The 25,780-nt window shown below is 65.5% G+C and carries 30 protein-coding genes and 1 pseudogene; 11 read left to right on the plus strand and 20 right to left on the minus strand.

The genetic code is table 11. The features are described from left to right. Positions 1–13 precede the first annotated feature (13 nt). The 6 genes from P0M04_RS32000 to P0M04_RS32025 all read right to left on the minus strand — a co-directional run bounded on the left by P0M04_RS32000 (position 14) and on the right by P0M04_RS32025 (position 5,226). On the minus strand, positions 14–553 hold the full coding sequence (locus P0M04_RS32000; protein WP_259452469.1) for an LOG family protein: 540 nt from the start codon (positions 551–553) through the stop codon (positions 14–16). A gap of 7 nt (positions 554–560) precedes the next feature. Continuing rightward, positions 561–1,238: a TetR/AcrR family transcriptional regulator gene (locus tag P0M04_RS32005; protein ID WP_036237014.1), complete on the minus strand. Its 678-nt coding sequence runs from the start codon at positions 1,236–1,238 to the stop codon at positions 561–563. A gap of 72 nt (positions 1,239–1,310) precedes the next feature. Then, positions 1,311–2,231 (minus strand): lipase family alpha/beta hydrolase, encoded by a 921-nt coding sequence (locus P0M04_RS32010; protein ID WP_259452468.1) that lies wholly within the window; start codon positions 2,229–2,231, stop codon positions 1,311–1,313. Between the two features lie 2 nt (positions 2,232–2,233). Then, entirely contained in the window at positions 2,234–3,853 is a 1,620-nt protein-coding gene (locus tag P0M04_RS32015; protein WP_259452467.1) for a GMC family oxidoreductase, read from the minus strand. Next, on the minus strand, positions 3,850–4,371 hold the full coding sequence (locus P0M04_RS32020; protein ID WP_259452466.1) for a hypothetical protein: 522 nt from the start codon (positions 4,369–4,371) through the stop codon (positions 3,850–3,852). The genes P0M04_RS32015 and P0M04_RS32020 overlap by 4 nt, the downstream gene beginning before the upstream one ends. Positions 4,372–4,449: 78 nt before the next feature. Continuing rightward, complete coding sequence (locus tag P0M04_RS32025; RefSeq protein ID WP_259452465.1) at positions 4,450–5,226, minus strand: RNA methyltransferase; 777 nt, start codon at positions 5,224–5,226, stop codon at positions 4,450–4,452. Positions 5,227–5,396: 170 nt separating this feature from the next. Between P0M04_RS32025 and P0M04_RS32030 the strand changes: the two genes are divergently transcribed. Together P0M04_RS32030 and P0M04_RS32035 are read left to right on the plus strand one after the other, a co-directional pair. Continuing rightward, complete coding sequence (locus P0M04_RS32030) at positions 5,397–6,176, plus strand: inositol monophosphatase family protein (protein WP_259452576.1); 780 nt, start codon at positions 5,397–5,399, stop codon at positions 6,174–6,176. 365 nt (positions 6,177–6,541) lie between these two features. Beyond that, a complete protein-coding gene (locus P0M04_RS32035; RefSeq protein WP_259452464.1) occupies positions 6,542–7,966 on the plus strand; it encodes a DEAD/DEAH box helicase in 1,425 nt (474 codons plus the stop codon). A 145-nt stretch (positions 7,967–8,111) separates the two neighbouring features. Here the strand turns inward: P0M04_RS32035 and P0M04_RS32040 are convergent. Further along, positions 8,112–8,951: pseudogene (locus P0M04_RS32040) on the minus strand (IS3 family transposase); the annotation flags it as partial. 20 nt (positions 8,952–8,971) lie between these two features. After that, positions 8,972–9,289, minus strand: a complete 318-nt coding sequence (locus P0M04_RS32045; protein ID WP_259452990.1) for a transposase — start codon at positions 9,287–9,289, stop codon at positions 8,972–8,974. Between the two features lie 298 nt (positions 9,290–9,587). On the opposite strand from P0M04_RS32045, the gene P0M04_RS32050 reads away from it, so the two are divergent. The 6 genes from P0M04_RS32050 (at position 9,588) to P0M04_RS32075 (ending at position 14,225) form a co-directional block, all read left to right on the plus strand. Continuing rightward, positions 9,588–10,022 carry a MarR family winged helix-turn-helix transcriptional regulator gene (locus P0M04_RS32050; RefSeq protein WP_259452134.1) on the plus strand — a complete coding sequence of 145 codons (435 nt, stop codon included), beginning with the start codon at positions 9,588–9,590 and terminating at the stop codon, positions 10,020–10,022. Positions 10,023–10,098: 76 nt separating this feature from the next. Then, positions 10,099–11,376 carry an MFS transporter gene (locus P0M04_RS32055; protein ID WP_259452133.1) on the plus strand — a complete coding sequence of 426 codons (1,278 nt, stop codon included), beginning with the start codon at positions 10,099–10,101 and terminating at the stop codon, positions 11,374–11,376. A 48-nt stretch (positions 11,377–11,424) separates the two neighbouring features. Then, positions 11,425–12,201: a 2-oxo-tetronate isomerase gene (otnI, locus tag P0M04_RS32060; protein ID WP_259452132.1), complete on the plus strand. Its 777-nt coding sequence runs from the start codon at positions 11,425–11,427 to the stop codon at positions 12,199–12,201. Positions 12,202–12,280: 79 nt separating this feature from the next. Further along, positions 12,281–13,132 (plus strand): hypothetical protein, encoded by an 852-nt coding sequence (locus P0M04_RS32065; RefSeq protein WP_259452131.1) that lies wholly within the window; start codon positions 12,281–12,283, stop codon positions 13,130–13,132. Between the two features lie 17 nt (positions 13,133–13,149). Then, positions 13,150–13,686: a hypothetical protein gene (locus P0M04_RS32070; RefSeq protein WP_259452130.1), complete on the plus strand. Its 537-nt coding sequence runs from the start codon at positions 13,150–13,152 to the stop codon at positions 13,684–13,686. A 182-nt stretch (positions 13,687–13,868) separates the two neighbouring features. Further along, entirely contained in the window at positions 13,869–14,225 is a 357-nt protein-coding gene (locus P0M04_RS32075; RefSeq protein WP_259452129.1) for a TraR/DksA family transcriptional regulator, read from the plus strand. Here P0M04_RS32075 and phbB read toward each other — a convergent pair whose 3' ends face one another. The 5 genes from phbB to P0M04_RS32100 form a co-directional block, all read right to left on the minus strand. Further along, on the minus strand, positions 14,226–14,936 hold the full coding sequence (gene phbB, locus P0M04_RS32080; protein WP_281042234.1) for an acetoacetyl-CoA reductase: 711 nt from the start codon (positions 14,934–14,936) through the stop codon (positions 14,226–14,228). A gap of 224 nt (positions 14,937–15,160) precedes the next feature. Then, complete coding sequence (locus P0M04_RS32085; protein ID WP_259452127.1) at positions 15,161–15,715, minus strand: hypothetical protein; 555 nt, start codon at positions 15,713–15,715, stop codon at positions 15,161–15,163. 84 nt (positions 15,716–15,799) lie between these two features. Beyond that, a complete protein-coding gene (locus P0M04_RS32090) occupies positions 15,800–16,666 on the minus strand; it encodes a M90 family metallopeptidase (protein ID WP_259452126.1) in 867 nt (288 codons plus the stop codon). 21 nt (positions 16,667–16,687) lie between these two features. Beyond that, on the minus strand, positions 16,688–17,446 hold the full coding sequence (locus P0M04_RS32095) for a glutathione peroxidase (protein WP_259452125.1): 759 nt from the start codon (positions 17,444–17,446) through the stop codon (positions 16,688–16,690). 168 nt (positions 17,447–17,614) lie between these two features. Then, complete coding sequence (locus P0M04_RS32100; RefSeq protein WP_105378059.1) at positions 17,615–18,229, minus strand: winged helix-turn-helix domain-containing protein; 615 nt, start codon at positions 18,227–18,229, stop codon at positions 17,615–17,617. A gap of 549 nt (positions 18,230–18,778) precedes the next feature. Between P0M04_RS32100 and P0M04_RS32105 the strand changes: the two genes are divergently transcribed. Continuing rightward, a complete protein-coding gene (locus tag P0M04_RS32105) occupies positions 18,779–19,825 on the plus strand; it encodes an OmpA family protein (protein ID WP_259452124.1) in 1,047 nt (348 codons plus the stop codon). A gap of 119 nt (positions 19,826–19,944) precedes the next feature. Beyond that, positions 19,945–20,865 carry a YihY/virulence factor BrkB family protein gene (locus P0M04_RS32110; protein ID WP_259452123.1) on the plus strand — a complete coding sequence of 307 codons (921 nt, stop codon included), beginning with the start codon at positions 19,945–19,947 and terminating at the stop codon, positions 20,863–20,865. 34 nt (positions 20,866–20,899) lie between these two features. On the opposite strand, the gene P0M04_RS32115 is transcribed toward P0M04_RS32110, so the two are convergent. The 3 genes from P0M04_RS32115 to P0M04_RS32125 form a co-directional block, all read right to left on the minus strand. Further along, positions 20,900–22,177: an AI-2E family transporter gene (locus tag P0M04_RS32115; RefSeq protein WP_259452122.1), complete on the minus strand. Its 1,278-nt coding sequence runs from the start codon at positions 22,175–22,177 to the stop codon at positions 20,900–20,902. Between the two features lie 126 nt (positions 22,178–22,303). Continuing rightward, positions 22,304–22,618, minus strand: a complete 315-nt coding sequence (locus tag P0M04_RS32120) for a BON domain-containing protein (RefSeq protein WP_259452121.1) — start codon at positions 22,616–22,618, stop codon at positions 22,304–22,306. Between the two features lie 64 nt (positions 22,619–22,682). Further along, entirely contained in the window at positions 22,683–23,231 is a 549-nt protein-coding gene (locus tag P0M04_RS32125) for a hypothetical protein (protein ID WP_259452120.1), read from the minus strand. A 205-nt stretch (positions 23,232–23,436) separates the two neighbouring features. On the opposite strand from P0M04_RS32125, the gene P0M04_RS32130 reads away from it, so the two are divergent. Then, positions 23,437–23,901 carry an outer membrane lipoprotein gene (locus P0M04_RS32130; protein ID WP_259452119.1) on the plus strand — a complete coding sequence of 155 codons (465 nt, stop codon included), beginning with the start codon at positions 23,437–23,439 and terminating at the stop codon, positions 23,899–23,901. 167 nt (positions 23,902–24,068) lie between these two features. Here P0M04_RS32130 and P0M04_RS32135 read toward each other — a convergent pair whose 3' ends face one another. From P0M04_RS32135 to P0M04_RS32150, 4 genes are read right to left on the minus strand one after another with little or no spacing between them, the layout of a single operon-like run. Then, a complete protein-coding gene (locus P0M04_RS32135) occupies positions 24,069–24,434 on the minus strand; it encodes a hypothetical protein (RefSeq protein ID WP_259452118.1) in 366 nt (121 codons plus the stop codon). 15 nt (positions 24,435–24,449) lie between these two features. Then, a complete protein-coding gene (locus P0M04_RS32140) occupies positions 24,450–24,836 on the minus strand; it encodes a phage holin family protein (protein WP_259452117.1) in 387 nt (128 codons plus the stop codon). Positions 24,837–24,854: 18 nt separating this feature from the next. Beyond that, positions 24,855–25,193 carry an ElaB/YgaM/YqjD family protein gene (locus P0M04_RS32145; RefSeq protein ID WP_081984071.1) on the minus strand — a complete coding sequence of 113 codons (339 nt, stop codon included), beginning with the start codon at positions 25,191–25,193 and terminating at the stop codon, positions 24,855–24,857. Positions 25,194–25,230: 37 nt separating this feature from the next. Continuing rightward, positions 25,231–25,767, minus strand: coding sequence for a ferritin-like domain-containing protein (locus P0M04_RS32150; RefSeq protein WP_259452116.1), 537 nt, complete (start codon positions 25,765–25,767; stop codon positions 25,231–25,233). Between the last annotated feature and the right edge of the window lie 13 nt (positions 25,768–25,780).

Raw genomic sequence — 25,780 nt, forward strand, 5'->3', positions numbered from 1 at the left:
TCGAGCGATTGGATCAGGCTTGGCTCAGGCGGCGGATCAGGGCATCCGGGTCGGCGTCGCGCAGCAGCAACGCCGCATGCGCGGGACGCACGAAGCCCGTGCCGACGAGGTGGTCGACAAAGGCGGCCAGGCCGTCGTAGAAGCCGTTCACGTTGAGGAGGCCGATGGGCTTGGCGTGGATGCCCAGCTGGGCCCACGTGACCATCTCGAACAGTTCTTCCAGGGTGCCCATCCCGCCCGGCATGGCGATGAAGCCTTCGGCCAGGTCGGACATCATTGCCTTCCGTTCGTGCATGTCCTTCACGACGAACAGCCGCGTGAGGCCGGCGTGACCCACTTCGCGCTCGACGAGGTGCCTCGGGATCACGCCCGTCGCGTCGCCGCCGAGGCGCAGCACCTCGTCGGCGATCACGCCCATCAGGCCCACCTTGCCGCCGCCGTAGACGAGGCCGATGTTGTGCTCGACGAGGGCGCGGGCGAGGCCACGGGCGGCGTCGGCATAGACGGGATCGGCGCCCAGCGAGGCGCCGCAGTAGACGGCGATGGATTTCATGTGTTCCTCAGGTTGATTCAGGCGGCAGCTTCGCGAGGAAGTCGTCGGACAGGCGCTGGAACAGCGCGAGCGTCTCGCCGCGCAGGTAAGGGCCCAGCATCGACAGCACCTGGTAGCAGCCGCGCGCGAGCGCGTCCGCGATGGCCTGCTGTTCGCTGTACTTGCGCGGGTTGCGCACGTATTCGTACGACAGCCAGTACGTCGCGACGACGACCATGTTCGTGGCCATGGCACCGATCTGGGCGTCACCCGCTTCGAGCGAGCCCTCGCTGCGCAGGTCTTCGCACAGCTGGCGCGCGACCTTGATCTTGTGGGCGAGGATCGCCTTGAAGTGCAGCTCCAGCTTGCGGTTGCGCGACAGGAGGTCGTTCAGGTCGCGGTAGAAGAACCGGTACTTCCAGATCAGCTCGAACATGAGGTGCAGGTACAGCCACACGTCTTCCATGTTCGAGCGGCGGCCGGCCGGCACGGTCAGCATGCGCTCGATCTCCGCCTCGAACTGGACGAAGATCGAATTCACGATGTCGTCCTTGTTGCGGAAATGGTAGTACAGGTTCCCCGGCGAGATGTTCATCTCGTCGGCGATCACGGTCGTGGTGATGTTCGGTTCGCCGAATTCGTTGAACAGCCGCAGCGACAGCTCAAGGATGCGTTCGCGGGTTCGGCGCGGGGCTTTCTGTTGCATGGAAAGAAATATGGGTTGACTCACCCACAAGGATATCATCGACCGGACGCCGCGGCCACAGCGGCCGCCCCCTCAGGCGTGGACAAGCTGAAGTTCGCGCAGAACGCGCAACACCTCGGCCAGTACGCGGGGGTTGCTGCCCAGCGCCACGTGCCCCACGCCGCCGAACGCGACGTTGCGCGCGCCCGGAAGCAGGCTTGAATCCTGCGGGGCGATGATGTTGTCGTGGTGCGTGTAGATGGAGACGATGCGCGACCGGACGTCCTGGGTGTCGCCCGCTGCGAGGTCGCGCAGCCAGGCGCTGTCCCGGCGCATCTGCGCCGCGTTCGCGCCGAGGCCGAGGTTCGCCAGTACCGTGCCATGGTGCGGCGTGCCGAGCGTGATCAACCTGGCTACGCACGCGCTACCGTGCGCCCGGATCCAGGCGCGCGCGGCCAACCCGCCCATGCTGTGGGCGACGATGGCGATCTGCGCGGCGCCCGTCGCGGCGCACAGCGCCTGCACCCGCGCCTCGATCAGCGGCGCGTAATCGTCGATGCTGCCCGCGACCGGCTCCAGGTCGATGCTGGCGTGGCTGATGCGCTCGCGGTTCAGCAGCGGTTCCAGGTGCGCCCAGAAGCCGCTGTTGCAGCCATAACCGTGCACGAGCAGCACGGGCACGCGGCTGCTGTCGCGGTGGACCGTCATGCGCGCGCAGCCGCGCGGCACGTGCCAGGACGTCACCAGCATGCTGGCCCAGAATTCCTCGGCCAGCATGCGCACGCGTGCCGCCGGTCCGAGACGGTACTCGGGCGGCGTGTCACTCGCCGCGCGCGCGGCCATGGCAAAATTGTTCATGTTGATCGCGAGGCGCACCACGACGACGGCGCCGGCACCCGCCAGCAGCGCGCCCCACGCCGGCACGCCCCGGTGCAGCAGCGCCCACGCGATCGACAGCGCCGCGCCCAGCTGCACGAGCAGGACAAGGCGCAGCAACGTGCGGGCGCTGGCCATGATCACACAGGCCGCGCGGCCGGCCGTCCCGTGAGGGATTGCGCCAGATCGCTGGCGAGGCGTGCCGTGATGCCGTAGATAGACAGCTGCGGATTGGCGCCGATCGACGTCGGGAACAGCGAGCCGTCGTGCACGGACACGTTGGCGATGCCGCGGTAACGGCCATCCGGTCCCGTCACCCCGTCGCGGTCGCCCATCGCGCAGCCGCCCATCACGTGCGCCGACACGACGCGCGTCAGGTGGCGCTCGAACGGCAGCGCGGCAATGCCGGCCTTCGCCTCGTTCCAGCTCGCGTAGCGCGGCGCCCGTTCGTGCGCGACCTGCACGCCGGTGGCGCCGGCCGCGAACTGGATCTCGGCCATCGTCAGCAGGGCGCGCCGGGTGCCGTCCCACACCGGATCGTTCAGCGGGTAGTCGAGCACGGGCGAGCCGTCCCCGTTCAGGCCCACGGTGCCGCCCTGCGACTCAGCATGAAAGCCGTCGCGCAGCAGCGCCAGCATGCCTTGCAGGTGCGGGAAGTGGCGCATCATCTCCGCGTGCTCGCGGCCGAAGCCCTGCATCGTCGTCGCCAGCAGCACGGGGTGCAGCGGCGGCGCTTCGAGCTTGAAGCCGAGCGGGCCATCGATCGCCTGCGTGTGCAGGAAATGGTCCGAATAGACCGTCTGCGGCGCGCCCGCGTACCCGTCGACGCGCTGCGGGAACAGCGCCGCCGACACGAGCGTCGGATGCAGGAACGTGCGCTTGCCCAGTTGCCCGCCGGGGTCCGGCGCTTTGGAACGCAGCAGCAGCGCCGGCGTGTTGATGGCGCCGCCGGCCAGCACGTAATGGCGCGCGCGCAGGCGCAGGCGGCGGCCCGTGGCGTGCAGGCCGGCCGCATCGAGCAGCGTGCAATCGAGGCCGTCGGCCTGGTCGCCCTTCAGTACGAGCCGTTCGGCGCGGGCGCGCGTGACGAGGGTGGCGCCGTGGTCGAGCGCGGACGGGATCGTCGTCACGAGCATCGACTGCTTCGCGTTCGTCGGACAGCCCATGCCGCAATAGCCGAGGTTCCAGCAGCCGTTGACGTTGCGGCGGATGAGGCCCGTCGGGATGCCGAGCTTTTCCGCGCCGCGCCGCAGCAGGTCGTTGTTCTCGTTGGGCGCGCCGGGCCAGTCGGCCACGTGCAGCCGCGCTTCCATCAGCGCGAACCACGGTGCCAGCTCGGCCTCGCCATACGTCGACAGGCCGAAACGCTGCTGCCAGAACGCGAGCGTCGCCGGCGGCGTGCGGAAGCTCGACGTCCAGTTCACAGTCGTCGAGCCGCCCACCGTGCGGCCCTGCAGGATGTTGACGCCCTTGTCGCGCGTCTTGCGCGCGGCCGATTCCTGGTACAGCGCCGGGTACGCGTCCGCTTCGCGCATCTTGAAGTCGCGCGACGATTTCAGCGCGCCCTCTTCCACGACGATCACGGACAGGCCGGACAGCGCGAGGATCTCCGCCGTCACGCCGCCGCCCGCGCCGCTGCCGACGATGACGACGTCGGCGTCCAGGGCGCGGTCGGCGGTCTCGCGCGCGCCGTCGATGATCTTCCAGCCGCGCGCGAGGCCGGCAGCGATGGGATCGGGAATCACGGCCTGGTTGCTCATGCCAACTCCTTCAACGGGCCGGGATAGCCGATCGCGTCCCAGTGCGCGGGCTCGCTGTACCAGGCGCCCAGCACAAGGTCGTGCAGCGCCGCGTAGGCGGTGCGCAGCAGCGACAAACGGTGCACGCGCCAGTCCTGCAGAAACGCGGCGACGTCTGCCTCCTTTGCTGCGGCCCAGCCGTCCGGAATACCCGTCAGCAGGCGCCGCGCCGGGCCGAGCGCGAGCAGGCCGAACAGGTCCTGCACTTCCTGCTGGGCCAGAAGCGGCAGGCCGAGGATGGTCTGGTGCACGCGCGCCGTTGTCGCGGCGATGGCACGGGCCCGGTCGGCGTGCGCATCCGGCAAGGCGCCGGACACGATGACGGCGACGATGGCGTCGAGCGCGGCGCGGGCCTCGCCGTCGAGCACGAAGCCGCGCGGGGGCGCCGGATGGGTGTACCGGTACCAGCCGCCGCCCGCGGCCAGCAATGCCGCCGACAGCAGGCCGGCCTTCAGGAAGGTTCTGCGGGTTGTCTCCATGCCTACCCTTTGTATGTGTTTTTCAAAGTGTAAGCGAAAGAACAGGTCAGGCGACCAACTCGGACTAGAGCAAGCCGTCTAGGAATCCTGCCCCGTGGATTTCATCATCTGGCGGGCAATGCCGCGCAGGATATTGACTTCTTCCGTTTCCAGCTGCGTGCGCGCGAACAGGCGCTTCAGGCGCGGCATCAGCTTTTTCGGGTTGCTGGCGTTGAGGAAGCCGATCGCGACCAGCGCCTCTTCCAGATGGGCGTACATGCCCTCGATCTGCGCGACGCTCGCCGTCTCGCCGTGGAAGCCGATGCCTTCCTGCGTGCGGCTCAGTTGAGCATTATCGCCTTGCGCCGCCAGCCGGCATTCGTAAGCGAGCACCTGGGCGGCCTGGGACAGGTTCAGCGACGAATATTCCGGGTTGGCCGGAATGTTGATCAGCACGTTGCACTGCTCGACGATCTGGTTCGGCAGGCCGAAGCGCTCGTTGCCGAGAATCAGGGCCGGACGCAATTCTTGCGCACCGGCCGCATGCGCGGAAAATTCGCGCGGCGCCCACACGGGCGGCGAGAACTCGCGCAGCCGGGCCGAGACGGCCGCCGCGAAATTGCATCCGTCCAGCGCCTCGCCGATGGAATCGACGATCCGCGCGCCCTGCAGCACGTCGATGGCGCCGCTGGCGAAGGCGACCGCCTCCGGGTCGTGCAACGGGTCGTTGCAGCGCGGGGCGACGAGCACGAGGTCGGAAAATCCCATCGTTTTCATGGCGCGCGCCACCGAGCCGACGTTGCCGGCGCGGCTCGTCTCCACCAGCACGAAGCGTAAACGTTTGAAAAGAGAAGAGACAGTTTCGGTCGGGTTCATTTAAAATAACGCCATCGCGCGGTGACGAGCGTTGAAATGCGGGCAAGAAGCTCGCGATTTTAACGGCTTCGGCACCGCTTTGCTCTTTAATTATTTCTCGTTCAGATCGTTCACGGCGCCCTTGCGCGGTGGGCGTCAGCATTTTTTTACGGAAGCCCTCTATGCATCCCATGCTCAACACGGCCATCAAGGCCGCCCGCCGCGCCGCGACCGTCATCAACCGCGCATCGTTCGACCTCGACCGCATCACCGTCAGCGAAAAGAGCCACAACAACTTCGTGACCGACATCGACCAGGCGTCGGAACAGGCGATCGTCGAAACCCTGCTGAAAGCCTACCCCGACCACGCCATCCTCGGCGAAGAATCGGGCCCCACCGCGAACCTGAACGACGACAGCGAATACGTCTGGATCATCGATCCGATCGACGGCACCACCAACTTCCTCCACGGCTACCCGAACTACTGCATCTCGATCGCGCTGCAACAGCGCGGCGTGATCACGCAGGCCGTCATCTATGACCCGGTCCGCAACGACCTGTTCACCGCCACCAAGGGCGCCGGCGCCTACCTGAACGACAAGCGCATCCGCGTGCGCAATCCGGACCGCATCAACAAGGCACTGATCGGCTCCGGCCACGGCGCCGAGCCGCGCGACCTGGCCGAATACCTGCGCATGTACGAAGTCGTCGCCCCGCGCTGCCACGGCCTGCGCTCGAGCGGTTCGGCCGCACTGGAACTGGCGAACGTGGCCGCCGGCCGCGTCGACGGCTACTTCGAAAAGAACCTGAAGATCTGGGACATCGCCGCCGGTTCGCTGCTCGTGACCGAGGCGGGCGGCATCGTCGGCGAGTTCAACGGCGAGTCCGAATACCTGAACAAGGGCGACATCATCGCCGCCGGCCCGAAGGTCTTCGCCGGCATGGTCGCGCTGCTGAAGCCCTTCGCCTGAGCGGCGTCGCGCCGTTTCGCGTAAAATACACCCTGTGTAAGTCCGGGGAATGCCGCGGGCCTTGCTGGCCGCGCGGCTTTCCCGCCACAGGCGGCGTTGTCGGCCTGTCAAGATTGCCTCCGGCACCCACGAGGTGCCGCGCCCCCGCTTCCACCGGTCCTGTCATAAACGACACAGGCCGCGCTAAAATTTCCATAGCGAAACATTTTTAACTATAATGTCGCGTGATCGTTGACGTTTGTCTTCACGTTCGCGTCTTGGCGCCCGGCACCAGTACCGGCCGCCCTGAGTGTGTAAACCGATCGGCTGGACTGGCGCTTCCGTGGGAACACGAGAAGCGACGGGCCGATCCCTACCAGATAACTATGTCATTCAATACTCTCGGTCTGTCCGACGCCATCGTGCGCGCCGTCACTGAAGCGGGCTATACCGCTCCGACTCCGATCCAGGCCAAGGCGATCCCCGCCGTGCTGGGCGGAGGCGACCTGCTGGCTGGCGCCCAGACCGGCACCGGCAAGACCGCCGGCTTCACACTGCCCGTGCTGCACCGCCTGTCGACCGACAAGTTCGGCGCCGCGCTGACCAGCAAGACGTCCAAGCGCCCGATCCGCGCCCTCGTACTCGCCCCGACCCGCGAACTCGCGGCCCAGGTCGAGGAAAACGTGCGCATGTACGCCAAGCACACGAACCTGAACTCGGCCGTGATCTTCGGCGGCGTCGGCATCCATCCGCAGATCAAGCTGCTGGCGAACGGCGTCGACATCCTCGTCGCCACGCCGGGCCGCCTGCTCGACCACGTGTCCCAGGGCACGATCAAGCTCGACAAGATCGAGATCCTGATCCTGGACGAGGCCGACCGCATGCTGGACATGGGCTTCATCCACGACATCCGCAAAGTGCTGGCCGTGCTGCCGCCGAAGCGCCAGAACCTGCTGTTCTCGGCCACGTTCTCGGACGAGATCAAGGGCCTGGCCGACCGCCTGCTGGACAACCCGGCCATGATCGAAGTGGCGCCGCGCAACTCGACCGTCGAAGTCATTGCGCAGAAGATCCACCCGGTCGACCGCGACAAGAAGCACCCGATGCTGGCCCACCTGATCAAGACGCACGGCTGGAAACAGGTGCTCGTGTTTACCCGCACCAAGCACGGCGCGAATAAACTCGTCGAGCAGCTCGGCAAGGACGGCATCGGCGCGATGGCGATTCACGGCAACAAGAGCCAGTCGGCACGCACCAAGGCGCTGGCCGAGTTCAAGGACGGCAGCCTGACGGCGCTCGTCGCCACCGACATCGCGGCACGCGGCATCGACATCGACCAGCTGCCGCACGTGGTCAACTACGACCTGCCGAACGTGCCGGAAGACTACGTCCACCGCATCGGCCGCACGGGCCGTGCCGGCGCCACCGGCGAGGCAGTCTCGCTCGTCTGCGTGGACGAGCACCAGATGCTGAAGGACATCGAGAAGCTGATCAAGCAGACGCTGCCGCGCCAGGTGATCGCAGGCTTCGAGCCGGATCCAACGGCGAAGCCGCAACCGATCCAGCTGCGCAGCGGCGTGCCGGGCCATCCGAACCGCGGCCGCCCGGGCGGCAACCGCGGCGCCGGCAATGGCGCAGGCGCAGCCGGCGGCGGCAAGCCGCGCGTGCAGGGCGCGCCGGCGGCGGGCCAGCGCAGTGGCGGTAACGGCGGTGGCAACCGCAATGGCGGCAATGGTGGCAATGGCGGCGGTCGCGGCCAGGGCCGCGGCCCGCGTCCGGCATCCGCAGCCCGTTCGGGCGGCGAGCGCTGACACGCAGCACAGCTCATCAACAAGGACCGGGACCAGCTCCCGGTCTTTTTTTACCCAAAACAAAGACTCAAATTCGGGGTCAGAGCACTTTTTCGCCAAAATTCGGGGTCAGAGTGAGATGCACCGGTTTGGTAGACAGGTTAAATCAGGTACACCCGTGCATTTTTTCGACTTCAGCTGGCGTACGGTAGCCGAGCGTCTGATGAAGTCGTTGCTGATTGTAATACACGTCGATGTAGGCGGTAATGGCGGCTAGTGCCGACTGCTGATCTTCATAGATCGTGTGGTGCGTCAGCTCGTTCTTCAGGTTCGAAAAGAAACTCTCCGCCACGGCGTTGTCGTGGCAGTTTCCTCTGCGGCTCATGCTTGGGCGTATCTGGTTGTCGCGCAGATGATTGCGAAACATGGCTGAGGAAAACTGCGAGCCCTGATCCGTATGGCAGATCATCCCGTTGACAGGCTTTCGCTGTGCGATACCAGCTTGCAGCGCTGTCACGGCCAGGTTCGCTGTCTGGCTCGTTGCAGTGGCCCATCCGATGACACGATGCGTGCACAGGTCGACGAAGGCGGCAAGATGCAAAGGTCCCTTCCTTGTTGCGATCTGCGTCATATCGCCGACCCAGACCCGATTGGGCAGCGTTACGGCAAATTGGCGTTTGACCAGGTCTTCCGCCGGCGGCTCGGTCTTTTGATACGTCCGCATCTTTTTGAACCGCGCCATGCGGCGGGTTTCGATGCCAGCGATCCGACGTATCCTGGCCACGCGGTTACGACTGCAATTTACACCTTCAGCAAGTAGCAAACGCCATGTTTTGATGACGCCTGGCGCGTGCCATTGCTCTGCGTGCAGTTCTTCGATGCGACTACGTAGCGCCACGTCTTCGCGGCTGCGTATGCTCGGCTCGCGCTCACGTGCGGCATAACAACCGCTTCGGCTCACCTCCAGCAACCGGCACATCATCGCAATCGGAAACTCTTTGCGATGCTCATGAACAAAGGCGTACCTTACGGCTTGCGTTTCGCAAAGTACGCGTCGGCCTTTTTTAGGATGGTGTTCTCCATCTTCAACCGCTCATTTTCCCGCCGCAGCCGGGTCAACTCATCCTCGTCCTGTGCCAACGGCCGCCCTGGGCCGTTGAACGCCTTCTCGGCGCCAGCTTTCTCAAGCGTCTCGGCCCATTTGTAGAGCACGTTGCGCCGCACGCCAAGCTCCAGTGCCAAGGCTGTCGCGTTATCAGTTGCCTTCAGGCGTGTGACCGCCTCTTGCTTGAAAGCCTTCGTGAACTCTCTGCGCTCGGTAGGAGCAGGTTTAGTCTTATCCATGGGAACGCATTGTCCTCTATTTGGGATGTCCACTAAACCCGGTACACCTCAGAGCACTTTTTCGATCAATGGCCAGCAAGCCAGGAACGCGTACGTTTTGCGGGTTGCGCCCCTGAGCAGATCAGCTTCGGCCGGCAAAACTTGCTTCAAAGATCATTCACGAAAATGAGCTCTGACCCGAAGTTGCAGAAAAATGGGACCTGACCCCGAATTTATTTGTGCACTCAAGTACTTGCCAACGGTCGATATTCTCCATATACTTGACGGATCAAGTAACCAATAAGTACCTGGAGCGATCATGTCCGACAGTCTTACCACCGAATTCTGCCTGCGCCTCGCGCGTGCCTGGGCGACGCTCGCGCGCCGTCTCGACAGCGCCCTGGGCGGACATCACGGCATCAGCTTTGCCGATTACCAATTGTTGCTGCATCTGCAGCGGGCACCGGGCGGGCGCCTGCGCCGCGTCGACCTGGCCGACCGGCTCGGCCTGACCGCGTCCGGTGTCACCCGCTCCCTGCTGCCGCTGGAAAAGATTGGCCTCGTTACGCGCCAGAGCGACCCGCGCGATGCCCGCGTCGGCTATGCCCTGATCACGCCGACGGGCGACGAACTCGTGACGAACGCAACGACCGTCGTCGACAACATCAGCCGCGCCATGCTGGGCGCGCCGTCCAGCGACCAGTTGCGGGCGACGTCGGACCTGCTGGCGCAGCTCGCCGGCATCCAGCGCTAATCCACCTTCGTACCACCAACACGATGGCGTGCCGGCCAGGCCCCCGCACGCCCGTACAACGACAAGGAGACCGGTCATGCAAGACGCACCGAACCCGCGCACCGCCCTGCTGCGCGACCGTAACTTCACCTGGCTGATGAGCGGCGGCGCCATCTCCGCCCTCGGCGACCAGTTCAGCCAGATCGCCCTGCCCTGGCTCGTGCTGAAGCTGACGGGCGACGCCGTCGCGCTGGGCATGGCCGTCGCGCTGATGGGCATTCCGCGCGCGATCCTGATCCTGTTCGGCGGGGCACTCGTTGACCGCCACTCGCCCAAGCGCATCCTGATGCTCACCAAGCACGTCAACACGGTGCTGCTGGCCGTGCTCGCGCTCCTCGTCTATACCGGAAAGGCGCACCTGCCCGTCGTGCTCGCGCTGGCGCTGGGCCTGTCGCTCGCGTCGGCGTTCAGCATCCCGGCGGGCACGTCGATGCTGCCGCATGCCGTTGCCCCGCAGCACCTGCAGGCCGCAAACGGCATGATGATGGGAATACGCCAGATCATGATGCTGGCCGGGCCGCTGCTGGCAGGCCTGCTGTTCGCGCTGGCCGGTGACGGCAGCGACGGTCCGGAGCACATGCGCGGCCTCGCGCTCGCATTCGGCCTGGACTGCGTCAGCTTCGCCGTGTCCGCCTGGACGCTCGCGAAAGTCCAGCCGCGCCCGTTCGCACCGGCGGCCAGGCAGCCGGTATTGAAATCCGTCGCGGACGGTCTCGCGGCCGTCTGGCGCGACACCATGATGCGCACCTGCTTCATCTACTGGGGCTTGTGCGCCTGCGTGATCGGCGGCGTCATGCAAGTCGCGCTGCCGCTGCTGGCCAGCAGCCGCCTGCACGGTGCGTCCGCGCTGGGCCTGCTGATGGGCGCGCATGGCGCCGGTGCGTTGCTGGGCATGGCCGCGAGCGGCATCGCCGGCAAACGGCGCGCTGGCAACCTCGGCATGACCTTGCTGCTGATCGACGGCATTGCCGGCGTGCTCCTCGTACCGCTGGGCATGATCACCGCCAGCTGGCAAGGCATGCTGATCAACGTCGCCATCGGCGTACTGGGCGGGTTCGTGCAGGTCGCGGTGTTCACGTGGATCCAGCAACGGGTGCCGCGCGAGCTGCTGGGCCGGACCATGAGCCTGTTCATGTTCATCTTCATGGGCCTGGCGCCGCTGGCGGCCGTCGCGGCCGGATGGATCGCGAGCCGCGTCACCTTGGCGACACTGTTCGGCGGTGCCGGCCTGTTCCTCGCGGGCGCCGCGCTGCTGGCCTGGATGTTCACGCCGATGCGCGCGCTGCGCGATGCGCCGGCCGGCACGATGGTTTAGCATAATGAGCTGTAACATAGGGGGTTATCTCACCGCCAAGGACAACGCATGCCCCGCTTCGCCGCCAACCTGAGCCTGATGTTCAACGAGCTCGGCTTCCTGGAACGCTTTGCCGCCGCCCGCGCGGCCGGCTTCGATGGCGTCGAGTTCCTGTTCCCGTACGCTTTCGACGCGGATCAGATCGCCGGCCGCCTGCAGCGCTATCAGCTGGAACTCGCGCTGCATAATTTTCCGGCCGGCGACTGGGCGGCCGGCGAACGGGGCATGGCCTGCGATCCCCGCCGCGTGGGCGAATTCCAGGACACCGTCGAGCTCGCGCTGGAATACGCGCTCGACCTGGGCGTAAAGCGCCTGCACTGCCTGGCCGGCAAGCTGCCGCCGAACGTGGCGCCCGAGCGCGCGCACGCGACGTTCGTCGACAACCTGCGCTTTGCCGCCGCCGCGCTGGCGTCGCACGGCATCGACCTGCTCATCGAGCCGATCAACGACCGCGACATTCCCGGCTATTTCCTCACGAAGAGCGCACAGGCCGCCGCCATCATCGCGGAAGCTGCGGTGCCGAATCTGTTCCTGCAATACGACATCTATCACATGCAGCGCATGGAGGGCGATCTCGCCAACACCTTGCGCGAGCGCCTGCCGCTCATCCGCCACATCCAGCTGGCCGACGTGCCGGGCCGCCATGAGCCGGGCACTGGCGAGATCAATTTCCCCTTCCTGTTCCGCACCCTGGACGAGCTGGGCTACGACGGCTGGGTCGGCTGCGAATACATCCCGCTGGGCGACACCGTGGCCGGCCTCGGCTGGCGTCCCGCGTCGGATTGATCGTCGGCAATATCGACGCGCCGCAGGTTTGAAAGAATGGGGCTTTTCAGGCCGGCATTTTGCCGTCCAGAAGGGACCCATGGACCTGCGACGCTGCCTTCCCCTTTTCGTCCTTGCCGCCAGCCTGCTGCTTGGTGGCTGTGCCAGTACCGGCCCGGTGAGCCTGGCCGAGGTGCGCCAATTCGCGGACGCCTCGGCCAGGCTGGGCGGCTATGGCGAACTGTCGCGCCGCTACCGCGACACCTACGAGCGCGAACAACCCTACCTGTCGCCCGCTGCCGACCGCATCGCCAAGGAAAACGATGCGCGCCGGCGTGCCGTGTACGACGACTTCGTCAGCATCCAGAAGACCGTCGTGCTGTACATGCAGACGCTCAGCGTGCTGGCGGGCGATGCCCGCTACGACCTGTCCGACCGCATCGATGACCTCGGCAATGGCCTCAAGGCCAACGCGGAATCCGGCCTGCAGCAGCGCCAGATTGCCGCGTACACGGGCCTGACGCGGCTGCTGACGCGGGTGATCGCGTCCGGCTACCAGGCCCGCAGCGTCGAGACGATGGTGCGCGACGGCGACGCCGACGTGCAGGTCTTGCTCGAATCGATGATCGCGCTGACCCGCCTGTACGCCAAGACCAACGACAACGAAAAGAAGACGGTGCTCGGCATCTTCGACGTCGAAATCCCCTTTTCCACCAAGACATCGGACCGCATGCTCGTGACCCTGGCCAAGGTCCATTATCTCAACAAGTCGACGGAATACAAACTGGTCGACAAACGCTACGACCTTGCCCTCCAGGGTTTGACCAAAGTCGCCCAGGGCCACCAGAAACTGCGCGAAAACCTGAATAACATGCACGGCGACGAAGTGCGCAAGCTGCTGGCCACCTATGCCCGCGACCTGACGAAACTGCGCGACGCCCTGTCCGACTGAGCGCACGAGGAGAGACCATGGCAAACGACGATAAACTGAAACAGGACGGCGCGAAACAGGACGGCGCGAAGGCGCCGCCGCCGCCCAGCCCGGCCGAGGCGATGTCGACCGCGCACGAGGTCGAGGAACTGGCGGACAAGCTGTCGGAGTGCGCGGACAGCATCCACCAGCGCGTGATGCGCGACATCCGCCGCCACCAGGGCCAGGACGTGCCGGAACCGGAGCAGATGGCCGCCCGCGCCCTGTTGAACGCCGAGATGGAATTGCGCCAGCGCGCCAACCGGCTGTATGCGGAGGCGGCGGCATGCATCGTGTCGTCGCTGGGCCAGCCGCAGGCGCACCTGATCCAGCTGACGGTGGACGCCGCCGACAAGATCAAGCGCATCACCCGCATCGGCGACGGCATCACGCTCGTCGCGCGCCTGCTGGGGCTGGCCGCGGCCGCCAGCACGGGCCAGGTCGTGCCCATCCTCGCCGCCGTCGACGGGCTCAAGACCCAGCTCGACATCGTCGCCATCGACAACGCGCCGCCCCTGCCCGCCTCCTCGGCCTGAATGCCGCCGCCATGCGGTCCCCTGTGCCGCCCGCCGTGCAACCGTATCCATGCCCCTCGTTCCGCGCTACACTGAAATCGCCGCCGCGCGGCTTCCAATGACACGAACGAGGGGACATCCATGAAAGCCACTCCGCACGCCGAATCCGGCGCCTGTCGTCACGCCTTTCCTGTCGTGTGACCATGGAAGCCCTCACATCCGAGCAGCTGGCGCTGCTCAAGACGATGCTCGAGCAGCGCCTCGATGCCCTGTCCCGCGTCGAGGAACCGCACCCGGACGCGGGAGAATTGCCTGTGGACGAGGTGGAGGCGTCGCCGCTGGACCGTGCGACTGTCCGCCTGCTGAACGATCTGTCGCGCGAAGCGGCCGGCCATCATTCGGCCGAGATGCGCCAGCTGCGCCAGGCGCTCGCCAGGATCGAAGACGGCAGCTATGGCTATTGCGAGGAATGCGGCCAGCCGATCGGCGCATCGCGGCTGCTGGCCCGGCCCGAAGCGCGCCTGTGCATCGATTGCCAGACGCGGGCCGAGCGTCGCTAGTTAATACATGTGCTGGCCGCCGTTGATGGCTATGTTGGCGCCCGTCATGAAACCGGCGTCTTCCGACACGAGATAGGCGACGAGGCCGGCGATCTCGTCCGGCTCGCCCAGCCGGCCCATCGGGATCTGCGGCAGGATCTTGCCGTTCATGACGTCAGCCGGCACGGCCTCGACCATCTTCGTGCGCAGGTAGCCGGGCGACACCGTGTTCACGGTCACGCCGTGCCGCGCCATTTCCAGCGCCAGCGCCTTCGTGAAGCCGTGCATGCCGGCCTTGGCGGCCGAGTAATTGGCCTGGCCGAAGGCACCCTGCTGGCCGTTGACGGACGAGATATTGATAATGCGGCCAAATTGCTGCGCCATCATCGGTTCGATCGCCTGCTTGCTCATGTTGAACACGCTGTCGAGATCGGCACGCAGGACGTCCTGCCAATCCTCCAGTGTCATCTTGCGCAGGCTGCGGTCGCGCGTGATGCCGGCATTGTTGACCAGCACGTCGAGCCGGCCCATTTCGGCCAGCAGTTTCTGCATCACCCATTCGCAGTCGCCGTAGTCGGTGACATCGACGCGATACGTCGTGAAGCGGTACCCTTCGTCCCGCTGGGCGGCCAGCCACGCGTCAGGCGTGGCATTGCCGGGCGAATAGGTTGCCGCCACGCGGAACCCCTCCGCCTGCAGGCGCCGGCAGATCGCCGTGCCCAGTCCCCCCATTCCTCCAGTCACCAAGGCTACTTTGTTATCGTGCATGGTTTCGTCGTCCTGTGATCAACCTGCCGCGCCGGGTGCGCAGCACGAACCACCGAGTCTAGGGTGATGGACAAAGACGTTCTTGACGAAACGCAAAGAGGAATATGGCCAAGGCGGCCGCCGGTAGCCGGATAAACGGTGTACCGGCGGATCGGACCAGGCAGGGTCAGTGGATGCTCAGTGGGTACTCAGTGAATGATATCGGGCGGCGACGCCGGATCGAAATCGGCCCAGTCGCCGTCGACGATATTGCCCCTGGCGCGCTCGATGTGGTGGGCGCCCAGGTCGCGCAGCAGGTCGACGGCGCGCGACTCCAGGCCGGGATCGTCGAAAGCGACGGCCACGAGCATGCCGGCCGGACGGTTTTCCACGGGCGCGCGGCCGCCCTCTTCGCGTTCGCCGGGATCTTTCATCTTCGAAAAACTGAACAGCGAGCCGAGGTGGGCGCCCAGGAGGCCGCCTACCACGGGACCCAGCGGACCGGTCACGGGGGATGTGGCGGCACCGGCGACGATGCCGACGGCGGCACCGGCGCCGGCCCCCTGGGCCACGCCTTCCGGCGATTCCTTGGCGCCCGGCGAGTGGATGTTGTCGCCGCCGATCGGCGTCAGGTCGTGCTGGCCCGGCTGGCTCAGGTAGAAACCGCTGATGCGTTCGCTCGCGAAACCGGCGTCGACCAGGGCACGGCGCGCCCGCTCGACGTCATCCTGCAGCTGGAAGTGCCCTGCAATGATCGTGGACATGGATGACCTCCTGCATGAAAAGGTGTGGCCATGATGCCTCCCGCCCGGCTGAGCCTCTGTACGCGAGCGCACGCAGCGGCGCCGCTAGCGCCACTGTCCGTAGGCCATGCCGTAGTGCTCCGGTTCCGGCGCGGGCGCGGGGAACCAGTCGCGCGGGTCCACGCGGTAATACGACTGGAACTCCGCATACAGGTCCGGATGGCGCGTGGCCAGCTCGTGCGGCTGCTCGAAGAAACTTTCTGTCGCGACGGCGAAGAACTCGGCCGGATTGGTGGCACCGTACGGATCGAGCACGTCGCGCTGGCCCCAGTACGCGTCGCGCCGCAGCAGCGCGAAATCGCGCGACAGCGTTTCCGACCAGCTTCGGTAGCGCTCCGGGCTGCCCAGGAAAGGCGCGCCGTTGTTGCTGCCCGATTCGCTGTCGAGCTGGTGCGCGAACTCGTGCAGCACGACGTTGTGCGTGCCTTCGGCCGCCAGGCCCGCGCGGCGCACGTGTTCCCACGACAGCACGACGCGCCCGTCGCCCCACGATTCGCCCAGCAGGTCCTGGCGCGTTTCCGTGACGACGCCGGCGGCGTCCTGCTCGCGCCGCGGCACGAGGAAGGCGCCCGGGTAGACGAGCACGGCATGCAGGCCCGGATACACGCGGCTGGGCCGGTTCAGCAGCAGCAGGCAGGCCTGCGCGGCGATCGTCACGCGCATCTCTTCCGTCACCTCGAGCCCGGCACAGCCGACGAACGTCTTCTGGTGCAGGAACTGCTTGACGAGGCGCTGCAACTGCGCGCGCAGGTCGGGCGCCATGCCCCGGTACTGGTCGACGTTGCGCTCGATGATGCCGAGCTGGGTCGCGGTGAGCGGACGCGCCAGCACGCGGTGCAGGCGCCAGCGCGGCATGCCCCAGGCCAGCAGCACGCCGAGCGCGAGCACGGCGCAAACGATAGCGGCTTCCATCGTGTTCTCCCGATACCGGCGTTATTGGGCCTCAGGCGCGCGCGGCGCGAAATAAGCGGCGACCGCCTCGGCATCGCCGATCAGCTTGCCGCCGATGAAGACCTGCGGCCACGTGGTGGCGCCGGAGACGGCGCGCAGTACGCTGGTCGTGATCTTCGCATCCTGCGGGATGTCCGTAAAGACGATGCCGTTCGCCTTCAGTACGGCCTTGGCGCGCGCGCAGAACGGGCAGCCGGGCTTGGAAAACATCACGACAGGCTCGCGCGGCGCGGCGTTCGGGTTGATGTAGCGCAGCATGGTATCGGCGTCCGAGACTTCGAATGGATCGCCCTCCTTGTCCGGCTCGATGAAGACCTTGGCGATGATGCCGTCCCTGACGAGCATCGAATAACGCCACGACCGCTTGCCGAAGCCGAGGTCGCGCTTGTCGACGAGCAGGCCCATGCCTTCCGTGAAGTCGCCGTTGCCGTCGGGGATCATGGTGATGTTGCCCGCTTCCTGCCCGGCCTGCCAGGACTGCATGACGAAGGCATCGTTGACGGACACACAGACGATCTCGTCGACGCCGTTCTCGCGGAACGCCGGTGCCAGCTCGTTGTAGCGCGGCAGGTGTGCCGAGGAACACGTGGGGGTGAAAGCGCCGGGCAAGGCGAACACGACGACGGTCTTGCCCTTGAACAGTTCATCGGTCGTGATGTCGCGCCACTGGTCGTCGGGGCGCGCCTTGAACCTCACCTGGGGAACGGGTTGGCCTTCCAGGGATTCGGCACTCGGCAGCATGGAGTCTCCTTGATGGGGTAAGCGGTCGGGGTGCCGCACCCGGCATATGAGCACGCTTGTCGCCTTTTCAATTGGAATCCTGCAAAAAAAACAGCGCCACCCGGCCTCGCGGCGGGGTGGCGCAGCTGATGGCGGCACGTCACGCGGCCGTCATCAACGCCAGCGCGCTCAGGCGCGCTCTTTGGCGACCTGGCTCGGCGGCGGGCCGAACAGGGCGGCGACGAGCGGATCGCGGGTCACCGGGCTGCGGTTGACGCGGATCGCGTAATGGGTGTCGTCGGCGAGGATGTGGAAGTGGCGGCCGGTGCCGGCCATGCTCTGCTCGCGCAGGCCCGGACGCTCCTTGCGCGGGGCAGCGCCTTCGCGCTTGGGCTGGCAGATGGCGCCCAGGAAGGCCTTGACGCGGTCCGGATCCGGCGAGATGCGGTACACGGCCTTGCCCAGGTAGGTGGCGGTACCTTCGATGTAGCGCGCCAGTTCGATGACGCCGGCTTCGCGCAGGTCGCGGATGTATTTGCGGGCGCCCGACGGCGAGAATTTGAGGAACCAGGCGATTTCATCGGCCAGCATCTCGTGGGTCTGCAGCTCGCCGATGAGCTTCTGCATGTTTTCGATACGGCGCTGGGTAGCCGACGTCGACCGCACCCGCTCGATCGGCGCGAGCGAAATCGGAGCGCGCTCGGTCGGTTGCGGTGGGACGCGTTCGATCAGCGCAGAGTTGCTGGAAGTGTGCACCGCGTTGAGTTCGCCTTGTACCGCATTGTGGTGAGTCGCTGCATGCATATTGGTCTACTCCGTGAAAAGGACGATGTTCTGTGTATGGCCCGGACCGCCGTATTCGTGTATGACCACCTGACAACACGCCGGTTCCGCTTAACTGGGTACAAGATTGCCTGCCTCACCATGCCCGGTCTGTGCGCCATCCAACATTTCTAAAAATTTCTGGAAAGTTATTCGTCCTTCAAAGCAAGCGAATTCCAGCGTTGAATTGACAAATACCAAATTGGTGGTGCTCAACGGGAACCTGTTGTGTGCCTTGCAATCGAAGCGGTATCGACCCGATCGTGCGACATGACAATCTTGTAATGAAGGTAAGCGTGGAAGCAGGAAGGGCGACGTTATACGCAGTAAGCGACGATTACCCCGCAGTTCGTAACATCCTGAAACAAACAGCAGCCATGGCATAAATGGCTACGTTGTAAAATCGCCACAACAACCGGCTGTTAGGTGCGCTAGCGCACTGACCCGAAAAATGGCCGACTTGTAAGCTTGACATCAACATCACTGCAAGCATGCGATGTCAAGTACCTTTACAACTTATGGGAGTTACCTGTGAATAATACGAAGAAGATCGCTCTGGCCGCCGCCATTCTGTGCTCCGCCGGAACGGCCCTGGCTCAGGACACCGAGGTCATCAATCCGTCGTGGTATATCGCCCCGACGGTGGTCGGCATCAAGCCGGACCATGATTTCGGCACGTCGAAGAAGGACTGGGGCGGCGGGTTGAAGTTCGGTAAGGCCGTGCATCCGCTGTGGGACATCCAGATCGGTGCCACCCAGGCCCGCGTCGACGACAACAATGTCAATTACCGCCAGACCCTCGTCGGCGTCGATGCCCTGCTGATGCTGTCGCGCAAGACCTTCCGTCCGTACCTGCTGATCGGCGTGGGCGGCGAGCGTGACAAGGTGAGCAATCCGCTCCGTAGCGCCTCCGGCTGGTCGCCGTACTACCAGGCCGGCGTCGGCTTCCAGGTCAGCATGAACGAGCAGTGGTCCCTGCAGGCCGACGTGCGCGACGTGCGCGCCCACCTGCGCGACGACGACGAGTTCGGCTTCTCGCGCGCCAACACCAAGTACGCGACGTTCAGCCTGAACTACGCCTTCAACCCGCCGCCGCGCCCGGCACCGGCGCCGGCCCCGGCACCTGCTCCGGCCCCGGTCGTCGAGGCACCGGCACCGGCACCGGCCGCTCCGCCGCCGCCGCCGCCGGCCCGCTTCGAGAAGGTGACCCTGTCGGCCAGCGAACTGTTCGCCTTCGACAGCGCCACCCTCTCGTCGCCGCAGCCGAAGCTGGATGACATCGCCGCCGCACTGCAGGCCGACCCGTCGATCACCGACGTGGACATCAACGGCTACACCGACCGCCTGGGCTCGACCAAGTACAACCAGAAGCTGTCGGAGCGCCGCGCCAACGCCGTGCGCGACTACCTGATCGCCAAGGGCGTCGACGCCAAGCGCCTGAAGGCCTACGGCAAAGGCGAGCAGAACCCGGTCGTGACCGACTGCAACCAGAAGAAGCGCAAGGAGCTGATCGAGTGCCTGGCACCGAACCGCCGCGTGGAAGTGGAGCCGATCACCATCGAGCGCCGCGTACAGTAACACGGGCATGCGGGGCGCGGCATCGCGGCGTCCCGCTCGTGCTACCGCTCACGCTACCGATTCTGGGCGTACGCCCCTGAACGCGCCTTCGGGCGCGTTCGTCTTTTTGGAGATACCTGATGGCAGTACAAAACTGGATCCCCTTCTCCCGCCAGGTTGTCCATGTGATGCGCTGCGCCGTGACCGAATGGCTGGCGCACCGGGCGTCGAGCAAAGGCGCCGCGCTCGCTTTCTACACGCTGTTCTCGCTGGCGCCCATCCTCGTGCTCGTCATCGCAATCGCCGGCTTTTTCTACGGCACCGAAGCCGCCCAGGGCCAGCTGCTGGACGAACTGCGCGGCCTCGTCGGCAAACAGGGCGCGGAAACCATCCAGGCGATCCTGGCCGGTGCCCGCAACAAGGAAAGCGGCAAGCTGGCGACGATCATCGCGACGGTCCTGCTGCTGATCGGTGCGACGAGTGCGTTCGCGGAACTCAAGGACAGCCTGGATGAAATCTGGGACGTCCCGCCGCCCAGGGACGCCACCTGGTGGGACACCGTGCGCACCCGCCTGCTCTCGTTCGGCCTCATCCTGACCCTGGGCCTGCTGCTGATGTTCACGCTCGTCGTGTCGGCCGCGCTGACCCTGCTGGAAAAATACCTCGGCGGCATGTGGCATTCCGCGACGATCATCCTGGGCTGGGTCGCCTGGGCCATCAGCTTCCTCGTCATCGCCGTGATGTTCGGCGCCATCTACAAGCTGCTGCCGCGCGTAAAACTGTCGTGGCATGACGTGACCATCGGCGCCCTCGGCACCGCGATCATGTTCACTGTAGGGAAGTTCGCGATCGGCCTATACATCGGCAACAGCGGTACGGCGAGCAGCTTCGGCGCGGCCGGTTCGCTGATCGCGCTGCTGCTGTGGGTGTATTACTCGGCGCAGATCTTTTTCCTGGGCGCGGAGTTCGCCCGCCAGTACGCCCTGCAGATGGGCAGCCTGAAGGACAAGCACGTGCCCGGCGCACCCCCGCCGGAGGCGCGCCCGTCGCCCGTGCACTGAACCGCCACGGCGCTGCCCTTGCCGGGCGGCGCCGTCATTCGCCGAGGAGTTCGGCGATGACTTCCATCCCTTCCACGCGCTCGGCCACGACCTTGATCACGACGACGACGGGCACGCCGAGCAGCAATCCCCACATGCCCCACAGCCAGCCCCAGAACAGCAGGCTGACGAACACGGCGGCCGGGTTCATCTTGGCGATCTTGCCGGTCATCCAGGTCGTGACGACCATGCCGACGAGCGTCGCGATCGCCAGCGATGCGCCCGCCACGAGGATCACCATCTGCAGCGATTCGAACTGCAGGAAGGCGACGAGGCCCGTCGCGGACGTGATCAACAGCGGGCCGAAGTAAGGCATGACGTGCGCCACGCCGGCGAAGATGGCCCAGGCACCCGCGTTTTCCAGGCCGATGAGGCGCAGCGCCACCCACATCAGCAGCGCCAGCAGCACGTTCGTGACGAGCAGCATGAACATATAGTTCTGGATGGACGTGTTGATGTCCTCGAGGATGTGCACCGTCACCTTTTTCTGCGTCAGCGACGGCCCCGTCAGCTTGACGAGCTTGCGCTTGAACGTGTCTCCCGCCAGCAGCAGGAAGAATACGAGGAACACGACCATCGTGGCCTGCGAAACGAAGCTGGCCAGGCCGACGGAACCGGCGAGCAGCCAGTCCATGATGCGGAAGTTGCTGCCGCCCGGCGTCTGTGCGACGGCCGGGGCCGATGCCCGCCTCGGCGGCGCATTGCGCTTCGCACTGGCGGCATTGGCGGCGGCCTGTTCGAGCTCAGCCGCGGCCGCTTGCACTTGCTGGATCGTCGACGGCCCGTCCGAGCCATCCGTGAGGATGCGCGTGACCTTGTGGGTCAGGGTCGGGAGTTCGTCGACGATGTTGAGGATTTCGCCTTGCACCCGTTGCATCGTGAGCGCCATGCCGACGAGGATCAGGCCCGTGACGAGCGTGGCGCCGATGGCCCGCCGGATGTGCCAGCGCTCGAGCCAGCGCACGACGGGACTCAGGGTGTAGGCGATAAAGATGCCGAGCAAAAGCGGCACCAGGAAATTCTTGGCCCACTGCAGGCCGAAGACGAACGCGACGGTGGCAATGACGCCCAGCGTGAGACCGCGCGCGTTGACATGGATGGGCAGGCGCAGGTTGCCGTGGGCGGCGCCGAGCTCTTCGCCCGTCGGCGCCCCGCCGGTGTTGACGAGGCCGGCTTCACGCGCCGCCTGTTCCACATCCGCGGACGCCGCGGCAACCGGAGTGACTGGGTTGGATGCCTCGGACGTTGCGGGGCCGGATTGGGCGAGCTGCATGGTACCTGCCTGAAAAAAATGCCGGTCCCGGGCATCCGCCGGCAGTCTCCTGCCGAGGCGGATGCCGCATGGCGCGGCAATCGAAACGACTGTCGGGCCGGCCCGCGCGCGAGCCGCCCGGTCAGCTTATTTTACGCGGATGTCGTTCTTGACCGACGACACACCTTTCACGCCACGTGCGACGTCGGCGGCATGCTGTGCATCCTGCGGCTGGGCCACGAAGCCCGACAGCTGCACGTCGCCCTTGTAGGTCTCGACATTGATCTCGGTCGATTTCAGGGTCGGCTCGTTGAAGATCGCGGCCTTCACTTTCGCGGTGATGGCGGCATCGTCGATGTACTCGCCGGTGCTTTCCTTGGTCGGGCTCGACGAGCAGCCGACGATGGTGAAGGCGACGGTGGCGGTGAAGATGGCGGTGGCGATGCGTTTGGTGACGTTCATGGTGAACTCCTGTTAGTGGTGGTACATGGTTGTGCTCTTGACGAGCGGGTGCGGATGATTCCGCTTATTTGCCGAACTCGGCCTTCGCAGCCGAGACGCATTGATCCTTGGCGGCGCCGGCGAACGCATCGCATTTCTCCATGGCGACGCGGTACGCGGCGGACAGCTTGTCCTCGCGCGCTTCGTTGCGCGCTTCGATCGTTTTCTGGTCGGCCTTCGCATCGGCCTGCGCGGCGACGAGGCGGGCCTTCGCCTGCTCCTGACACACGTCCTTGTCGTTGCCCGTGAGCCCGGCGCAGCGTGCCTTGTCGAGGTCGTAGTTGGCGGAGGCGATGCGCATCCGTGCCCGCGTATAGGCCTTCAGCGTGTCTTCGTATTTCGCCCGTGCTTCTTCGTCGGCGTGGACGCGCGCAGCCTTCGCTTCCAGCACGCAGACATCCTTCGGATTGCCCGTGATGGCATCGCAGCGGGCGCGTGCGTTCTTGTACTCGGCGGCCGCCGCGTCGCGCGCCTGCTGGTAGGCCAGCTTTGCTTCCGGCGTCGCCGCGCGGACATGGCCTGCCGCCCACAACAGGGCAGCAGCCAGCAGCAGGATCATGTGTGGTGTGCGCATTCTTGTTCTCCTTTTGACACTCTTTTTTTCAACCGATGTTGACGTTTTACTCTGCCGTAACGACGATTTCTGTTCGCTGCCGAACACACGAAAAAAGATGATGAAAAAGCATCGGATGAGCACCCGAAGGTGAGTGCGTCATCGCACAGACCCCATACGCATGACTGCGTAATCTGGCCCTACATCTTTGCCAGGAGAACAAGTCATGAAAGCTACTCGTACCCTTGCCGCCCTCGTCGCGGCCAGTGCGCTCCTCGGCGGCTGCGCCAGCCAGTCGTCCCAGCCCTACTACGCCAACGACGGTTACCGCAGCGGCTACGACAACACGGCTTCGACGGGCTACGGCACGATCGAATCGATCCAGGTGACCAGCGGTGAAGGCCGCACGAGCGGTGCCGGCGCGGTCGTCGGCGGCCTCGTCGGTGCGCTCGCCGGCAACCAGGTCGGCAGCGGCGGCGGCCGCACGGCGGCGACCGTCGCCGGCGGCGTGGCGGGCGCGGCGATCGGTAACCGTGTGGAAGCGAACCGCGATGGAGCAGGACAACAGCAGTTTGCAGTCAATGTCCGTCTCGACAATGGCGAATACCGTACCATCGTCCAGGACAATGTGTACGACCTGCGCGTGGGCAACCGCGTGCGCATCGTCGACGGTCGCGTCTACCGTTATTGAGCGGCGCGCCGCGTGCACTTTGAAGCCGGCTCTGCCGGCTTTTTTCATGGGCGAGTGATTGCGGCGAGGCAAAAAAAGACGGCGTCCAATCGAAGATTGCGACGCCGCTCAAGCCCCACCATATTCGTGCATGGCGCGATCCGGTGGGGAATCACGCCGCGTTGTCCCTAGTATGCCACTTGCTGCGCGCGTTTGCGCTGCAAGTACCAACCGAGCGCGCCCAGGATGGCGGCCACGCCCAGAGCCGGCTTGCCGAGGTTGCGCTTGCGGATGAAGCCCAGTACGGTCAGTGCATACGGGGCCAGTACCGAGATGCTCGTGCCGGTCGGCTTGAGCAGTGCATCGGCGCGGGTCCGCAGCACCCAGGTCGCGTGGTCGAGCGCCGAATGAAAGATCACTTCCGGGCGCGCCCCGTGCTTGATCTGGGCGCGCGCGTGGGCGACGCCGCTGCGGTAGAACTCGCCGTCGCGCAACAATGCCCGCTTGCGCTCTTCAAGGGAGCCATGCGTGTGATGGCCGATCGTTTTTTCCATAGCTCGTTCCTCCGGTTACAACAGCATGTCGCGGTCGTTGCGCAATTCCTTCATGGTCTCGGGGAACGCCAGCTTGCCCTGTTTGAGCAGCGAGAGTCCCTTCATCACGAGGATCAGGGTGATGACGGCGAACACGACGAACATGACGAGCAGGATCTTCCAGCCCATTTCGTCCCAGGCCAGGGCCACGATCGTCGCGGTGCCGTAGGCCAGTGCGAACCACGTGGCCAGGGCGGCCATCGCGAAGATGACCACCAGTTCGATCACGTGGTTGCGCACTTCCGACAGTTCGAGCGCGGCAAGTTCCACGCGCGACACCACGAGCCCGAACAGGTTCTTGGCCAGGCCCGTGATCCCACCCATGAGGCCGGGGCTATGCACGACGGTTTCATTGTTATCCATGGCTGCCCCCGACCGGAATTATTTGCGGCCCAGAATGACACCCAGCAGCAGGCCGACACCGGCTGCCACGGCCACGGTGCGCCATGGGTTGTCCTTCACGTAGACATCGGTTGCGCGCGCCAGTTCCTTGCTCTTGACGAGGGCTTGATCCTGATACTTGCCGGCCTTGCCCAACGCCTGGTCGAGCAGTTCCATGCCGCGCTCGCGCAGTTCGTCGGCCTTGTTGCCGGTGAGGGAAGCGGCGGCGCTCAGCAGCGACTGTGCGTCCTTGACGAGCGCTTTTACGTCGCCGGAAGCATTGTTCGCTGCGCCGTTCAGTTGGGAAGCGTTGGCGTTGGCGCGGATGGACTCTAACATGATGTACTCCTTGTTGTAGGTAGTGGTGGGTAAAGGTTCAGGCCAGCAGGTCACGCATGTCGTCGGCGTGCTCTTCCTCGGTGGCCAGGATCTCGGTCAGCATGATCTTGGTGGTCGGATCCTTGTCGCCGATGGCTTGAATCATCTGGCGGTAGGATTCGATCGCCACGCGCTCGGCGATCAGGTCGGCGCGGATCATGGCTTGCACGTCTTCCGACTCGTCGTACTCCGCATGGCTGCGCTGGGTCAGCGTGGCCGGGTTGAAGTTCGGCGAACCGTTCAGCTGGACGATGCGCTCGGCGATGCGGTCGGCGTGGTCCTGCTCCTGCTGCGCATGCTCGAGGAACTCGGCCTTGATGTGGCCCGTGTTCGGGCCGCTGACCGTGTAGTAGTGGCGCTTGTAGCGCAGCACGCACAGCAGTTCCGTCGCCAGTGCGGCGTTGAGCATGGCGATGACGGCTTCGCGGTCGGCCGCGTAGCCCTCGGTCACGGCGCCGTCTTCGAGATTCGCGGCCGCGCGGCGGATTTCCGCGATGTCGAAGCCGTGCGCCAGGTTGGATGCGTTCTGTTCCATGAATCTTCCTCTT

This window comes from Telluria mixta, assembly GCF_029223865.1.
Lineage (GTDB): Bacteria > Pseudomonadota > Gammaproteobacteria > Burkholderiales > Burkholderiaceae_D > Telluria > Telluria mixta.

What these genes read in the sequence shown, in the direction of transcription:
- P0M04_RS32000 (WP_259452469.1), bottom strand. Translation starts at nt 553, where the DNA reads ATGAAATCCATCGCCGTCTACTGCGGCGCCTCGCTGGGCGCCGATCCC.
- P0M04_RS32005 (WP_036237014.1), bottom strand. Translation starts at nt 1,238, where the DNA reads ATGCAACAGAAAGCCCCGCGCCGAACCCGCGAACGCATCCTTGAGCTG.
- P0M04_RS32010 (WP_259452468.1), bottom strand. Translation starts at nt 2,231, where the DNA reads ATGGCCAGCGCCCGCACGTTGCTGCGCCTTGTCCTGCTCGTGCAGCTG.
- P0M04_RS32015 (WP_259452467.1), bottom strand. Translation starts at nt 3,853, where the DNA reads ATGAGCAACCAGGCCGTGATTCCCGATCCCATCGCTGCCGGCCTCGCG.
- P0M04_RS32020 (WP_259452466.1), bottom strand. Translation starts at nt 4,371, where the DNA reads ATGGAGACAACCCGCAGAACCTTCCTGAAGGCCGGCCTGCTGTCGGCG.
- P0M04_RS32025 (WP_259452465.1), bottom strand. Translation starts at nt 5,226, where the DNA reads ATGAACCCGACCGAAACTGTCTCTTCTCTTTTCAAACGTTTACGCTTC.
- P0M04_RS32030 (WP_259452576.1), top strand. Translation starts at nt 5,397, where the DNA reads ATGCTCAACACGGCCATCAAGGCCGCCCGCCGCGCCGCGACCGTCATC.
- P0M04_RS32035 (WP_259452464.1), top strand. Translation starts at nt 6,542, where the DNA reads ATGTCATTCAATACTCTCGGTCTGTCCGACGCCATCGTGCGCGCCGTC.
- P0M04_RS32045 (WP_259452990.1), bottom strand. Translation starts at nt 9,289, where the DNA reads ATGGATAAGACTAAACCTGCTCCTACCGAGCGCAGAGAGTTCACGAAG.
- P0M04_RS32050 (WP_259452134.1), top strand. Translation starts at nt 9,588, where the DNA reads ATGTCCGACAGTCTTACCACCGAATTCTGCCTGCGCCTCGCGCGTGCC.
- P0M04_RS32055 (WP_259452133.1), top strand. Translation starts at nt 10,099, where the DNA reads ATGCAAGACGCACCGAACCCGCGCACCGCCCTGCTGCGCGACCGTAAC.
- otnI (WP_259452132.1), top strand. Translation starts at nt 11,425, where the DNA reads ATGCCCCGCTTCGCCGCCAACCTGAGCCTGATGTTCAACGAGCTCGGC.
- P0M04_RS32065 (WP_259452131.1), top strand. Translation starts at nt 12,281, where the DNA reads ATGGACCTGCGACGCTGCCTTCCCCTTTTCGTCCTTGCCGCCAGCCTG.
- P0M04_RS32070 (WP_259452130.1), top strand. Translation starts at nt 13,150, where the DNA reads ATGGCAAACGACGATAAACTGAAACAGGACGGCGCGAAACAGGACGGC.
- P0M04_RS32075 (WP_259452129.1), top strand. Translation starts at nt 13,869, where the DNA reads ATGGAAGCCCTCACATCCGAGCAGCTGGCGCTGCTCAAGACGATGCTC.
- phbB (WP_281042234.1), bottom strand. Translation starts at nt 14,936, where the DNA reads ATGGGGGGACTGGGCACGGCGATCTGCCGGCGCCTGCAGGCGGAGGGG.
- P0M04_RS32085 (WP_259452127.1), bottom strand. Translation starts at nt 15,715, where the DNA reads ATGTCCACGATCATTGCAGGGCACTTCCAGCTGCAGGATGACGTCGAG.
- P0M04_RS32090 (WP_259452126.1), bottom strand. Translation starts at nt 16,666, where the DNA reads ATGGAAGCCGCTATCGTTTGCGCCGTGCTCGCGCTCGGCGTGCTGCTG.
- P0M04_RS32095 (WP_259452125.1), bottom strand. Translation starts at nt 17,446, where the DNA reads ATGCTGCCGAGTGCCGAATCCCTGGAAGGCCAACCCGTTCCCCAGGTG.
- P0M04_RS32100 (WP_105378059.1), bottom strand. Translation starts at nt 18,229, where the DNA reads ATGCATGCAGCGACTCACCACAATGCGGTACAAGGCGAACTCAACGCG.
- P0M04_RS32110 (WP_259452123.1), top strand. Translation starts at nt 19,945, where the DNA reads ATGGCAGTACAAAACTGGATCCCCTTCTCCCGCCAGGTTGTCCATGTG.
- P0M04_RS32115 (WP_259452122.1), bottom strand. Translation starts at nt 22,177, where the DNA reads ATGCAGCTCGCCCAATCCGGCCCCGCAACGTCCGAGGCATCCAACCCA.
- P0M04_RS32120 (WP_259452121.1), bottom strand. Translation starts at nt 22,618, where the DNA reads ATGAACGTCACCAAACGCATCGCCACCGCCATCTTCACCGCCACCGTC.
- P0M04_RS32125 (WP_259452120.1), bottom strand. Translation starts at nt 23,231, where the DNA reads ATGCGCACACCACACATGATCCTGCTGCTGGCTGCTGCCCTGTTGTGG.
- P0M04_RS32130 (WP_259452119.1), top strand. Translation starts at nt 23,437, where the DNA reads ATGAAAGCTACTCGTACCCTTGCCGCCCTCGTCGCGGCCAGTGCGCTC.
- P0M04_RS32135 (WP_259452118.1), bottom strand. Translation starts at nt 24,434, where the DNA reads ATGGAAAAAACGATCGGCCATCACACGCATGGCTCCCTTGAAGAGCGC.
- P0M04_RS32140 (WP_259452117.1), bottom strand. Translation starts at nt 24,836, where the DNA reads ATGGATAACAATGAAACCGTCGTGCATAGCCCCGGCCTCATGGGTGGG.
- P0M04_RS32145 (WP_081984071.1), bottom strand. Translation starts at nt 25,193, where the DNA reads ATGTTAGAGTCCATCCGCGCCAACGCCAACGCTTCCCAACTGAACGGC.
- P0M04_RS32150 (WP_259452116.1), bottom strand. Translation starts at nt 25,767, where the DNA reads ATGGAACAGAACGCATCCAACCTGGCGCACGGCTTCGACATCGCGGAA.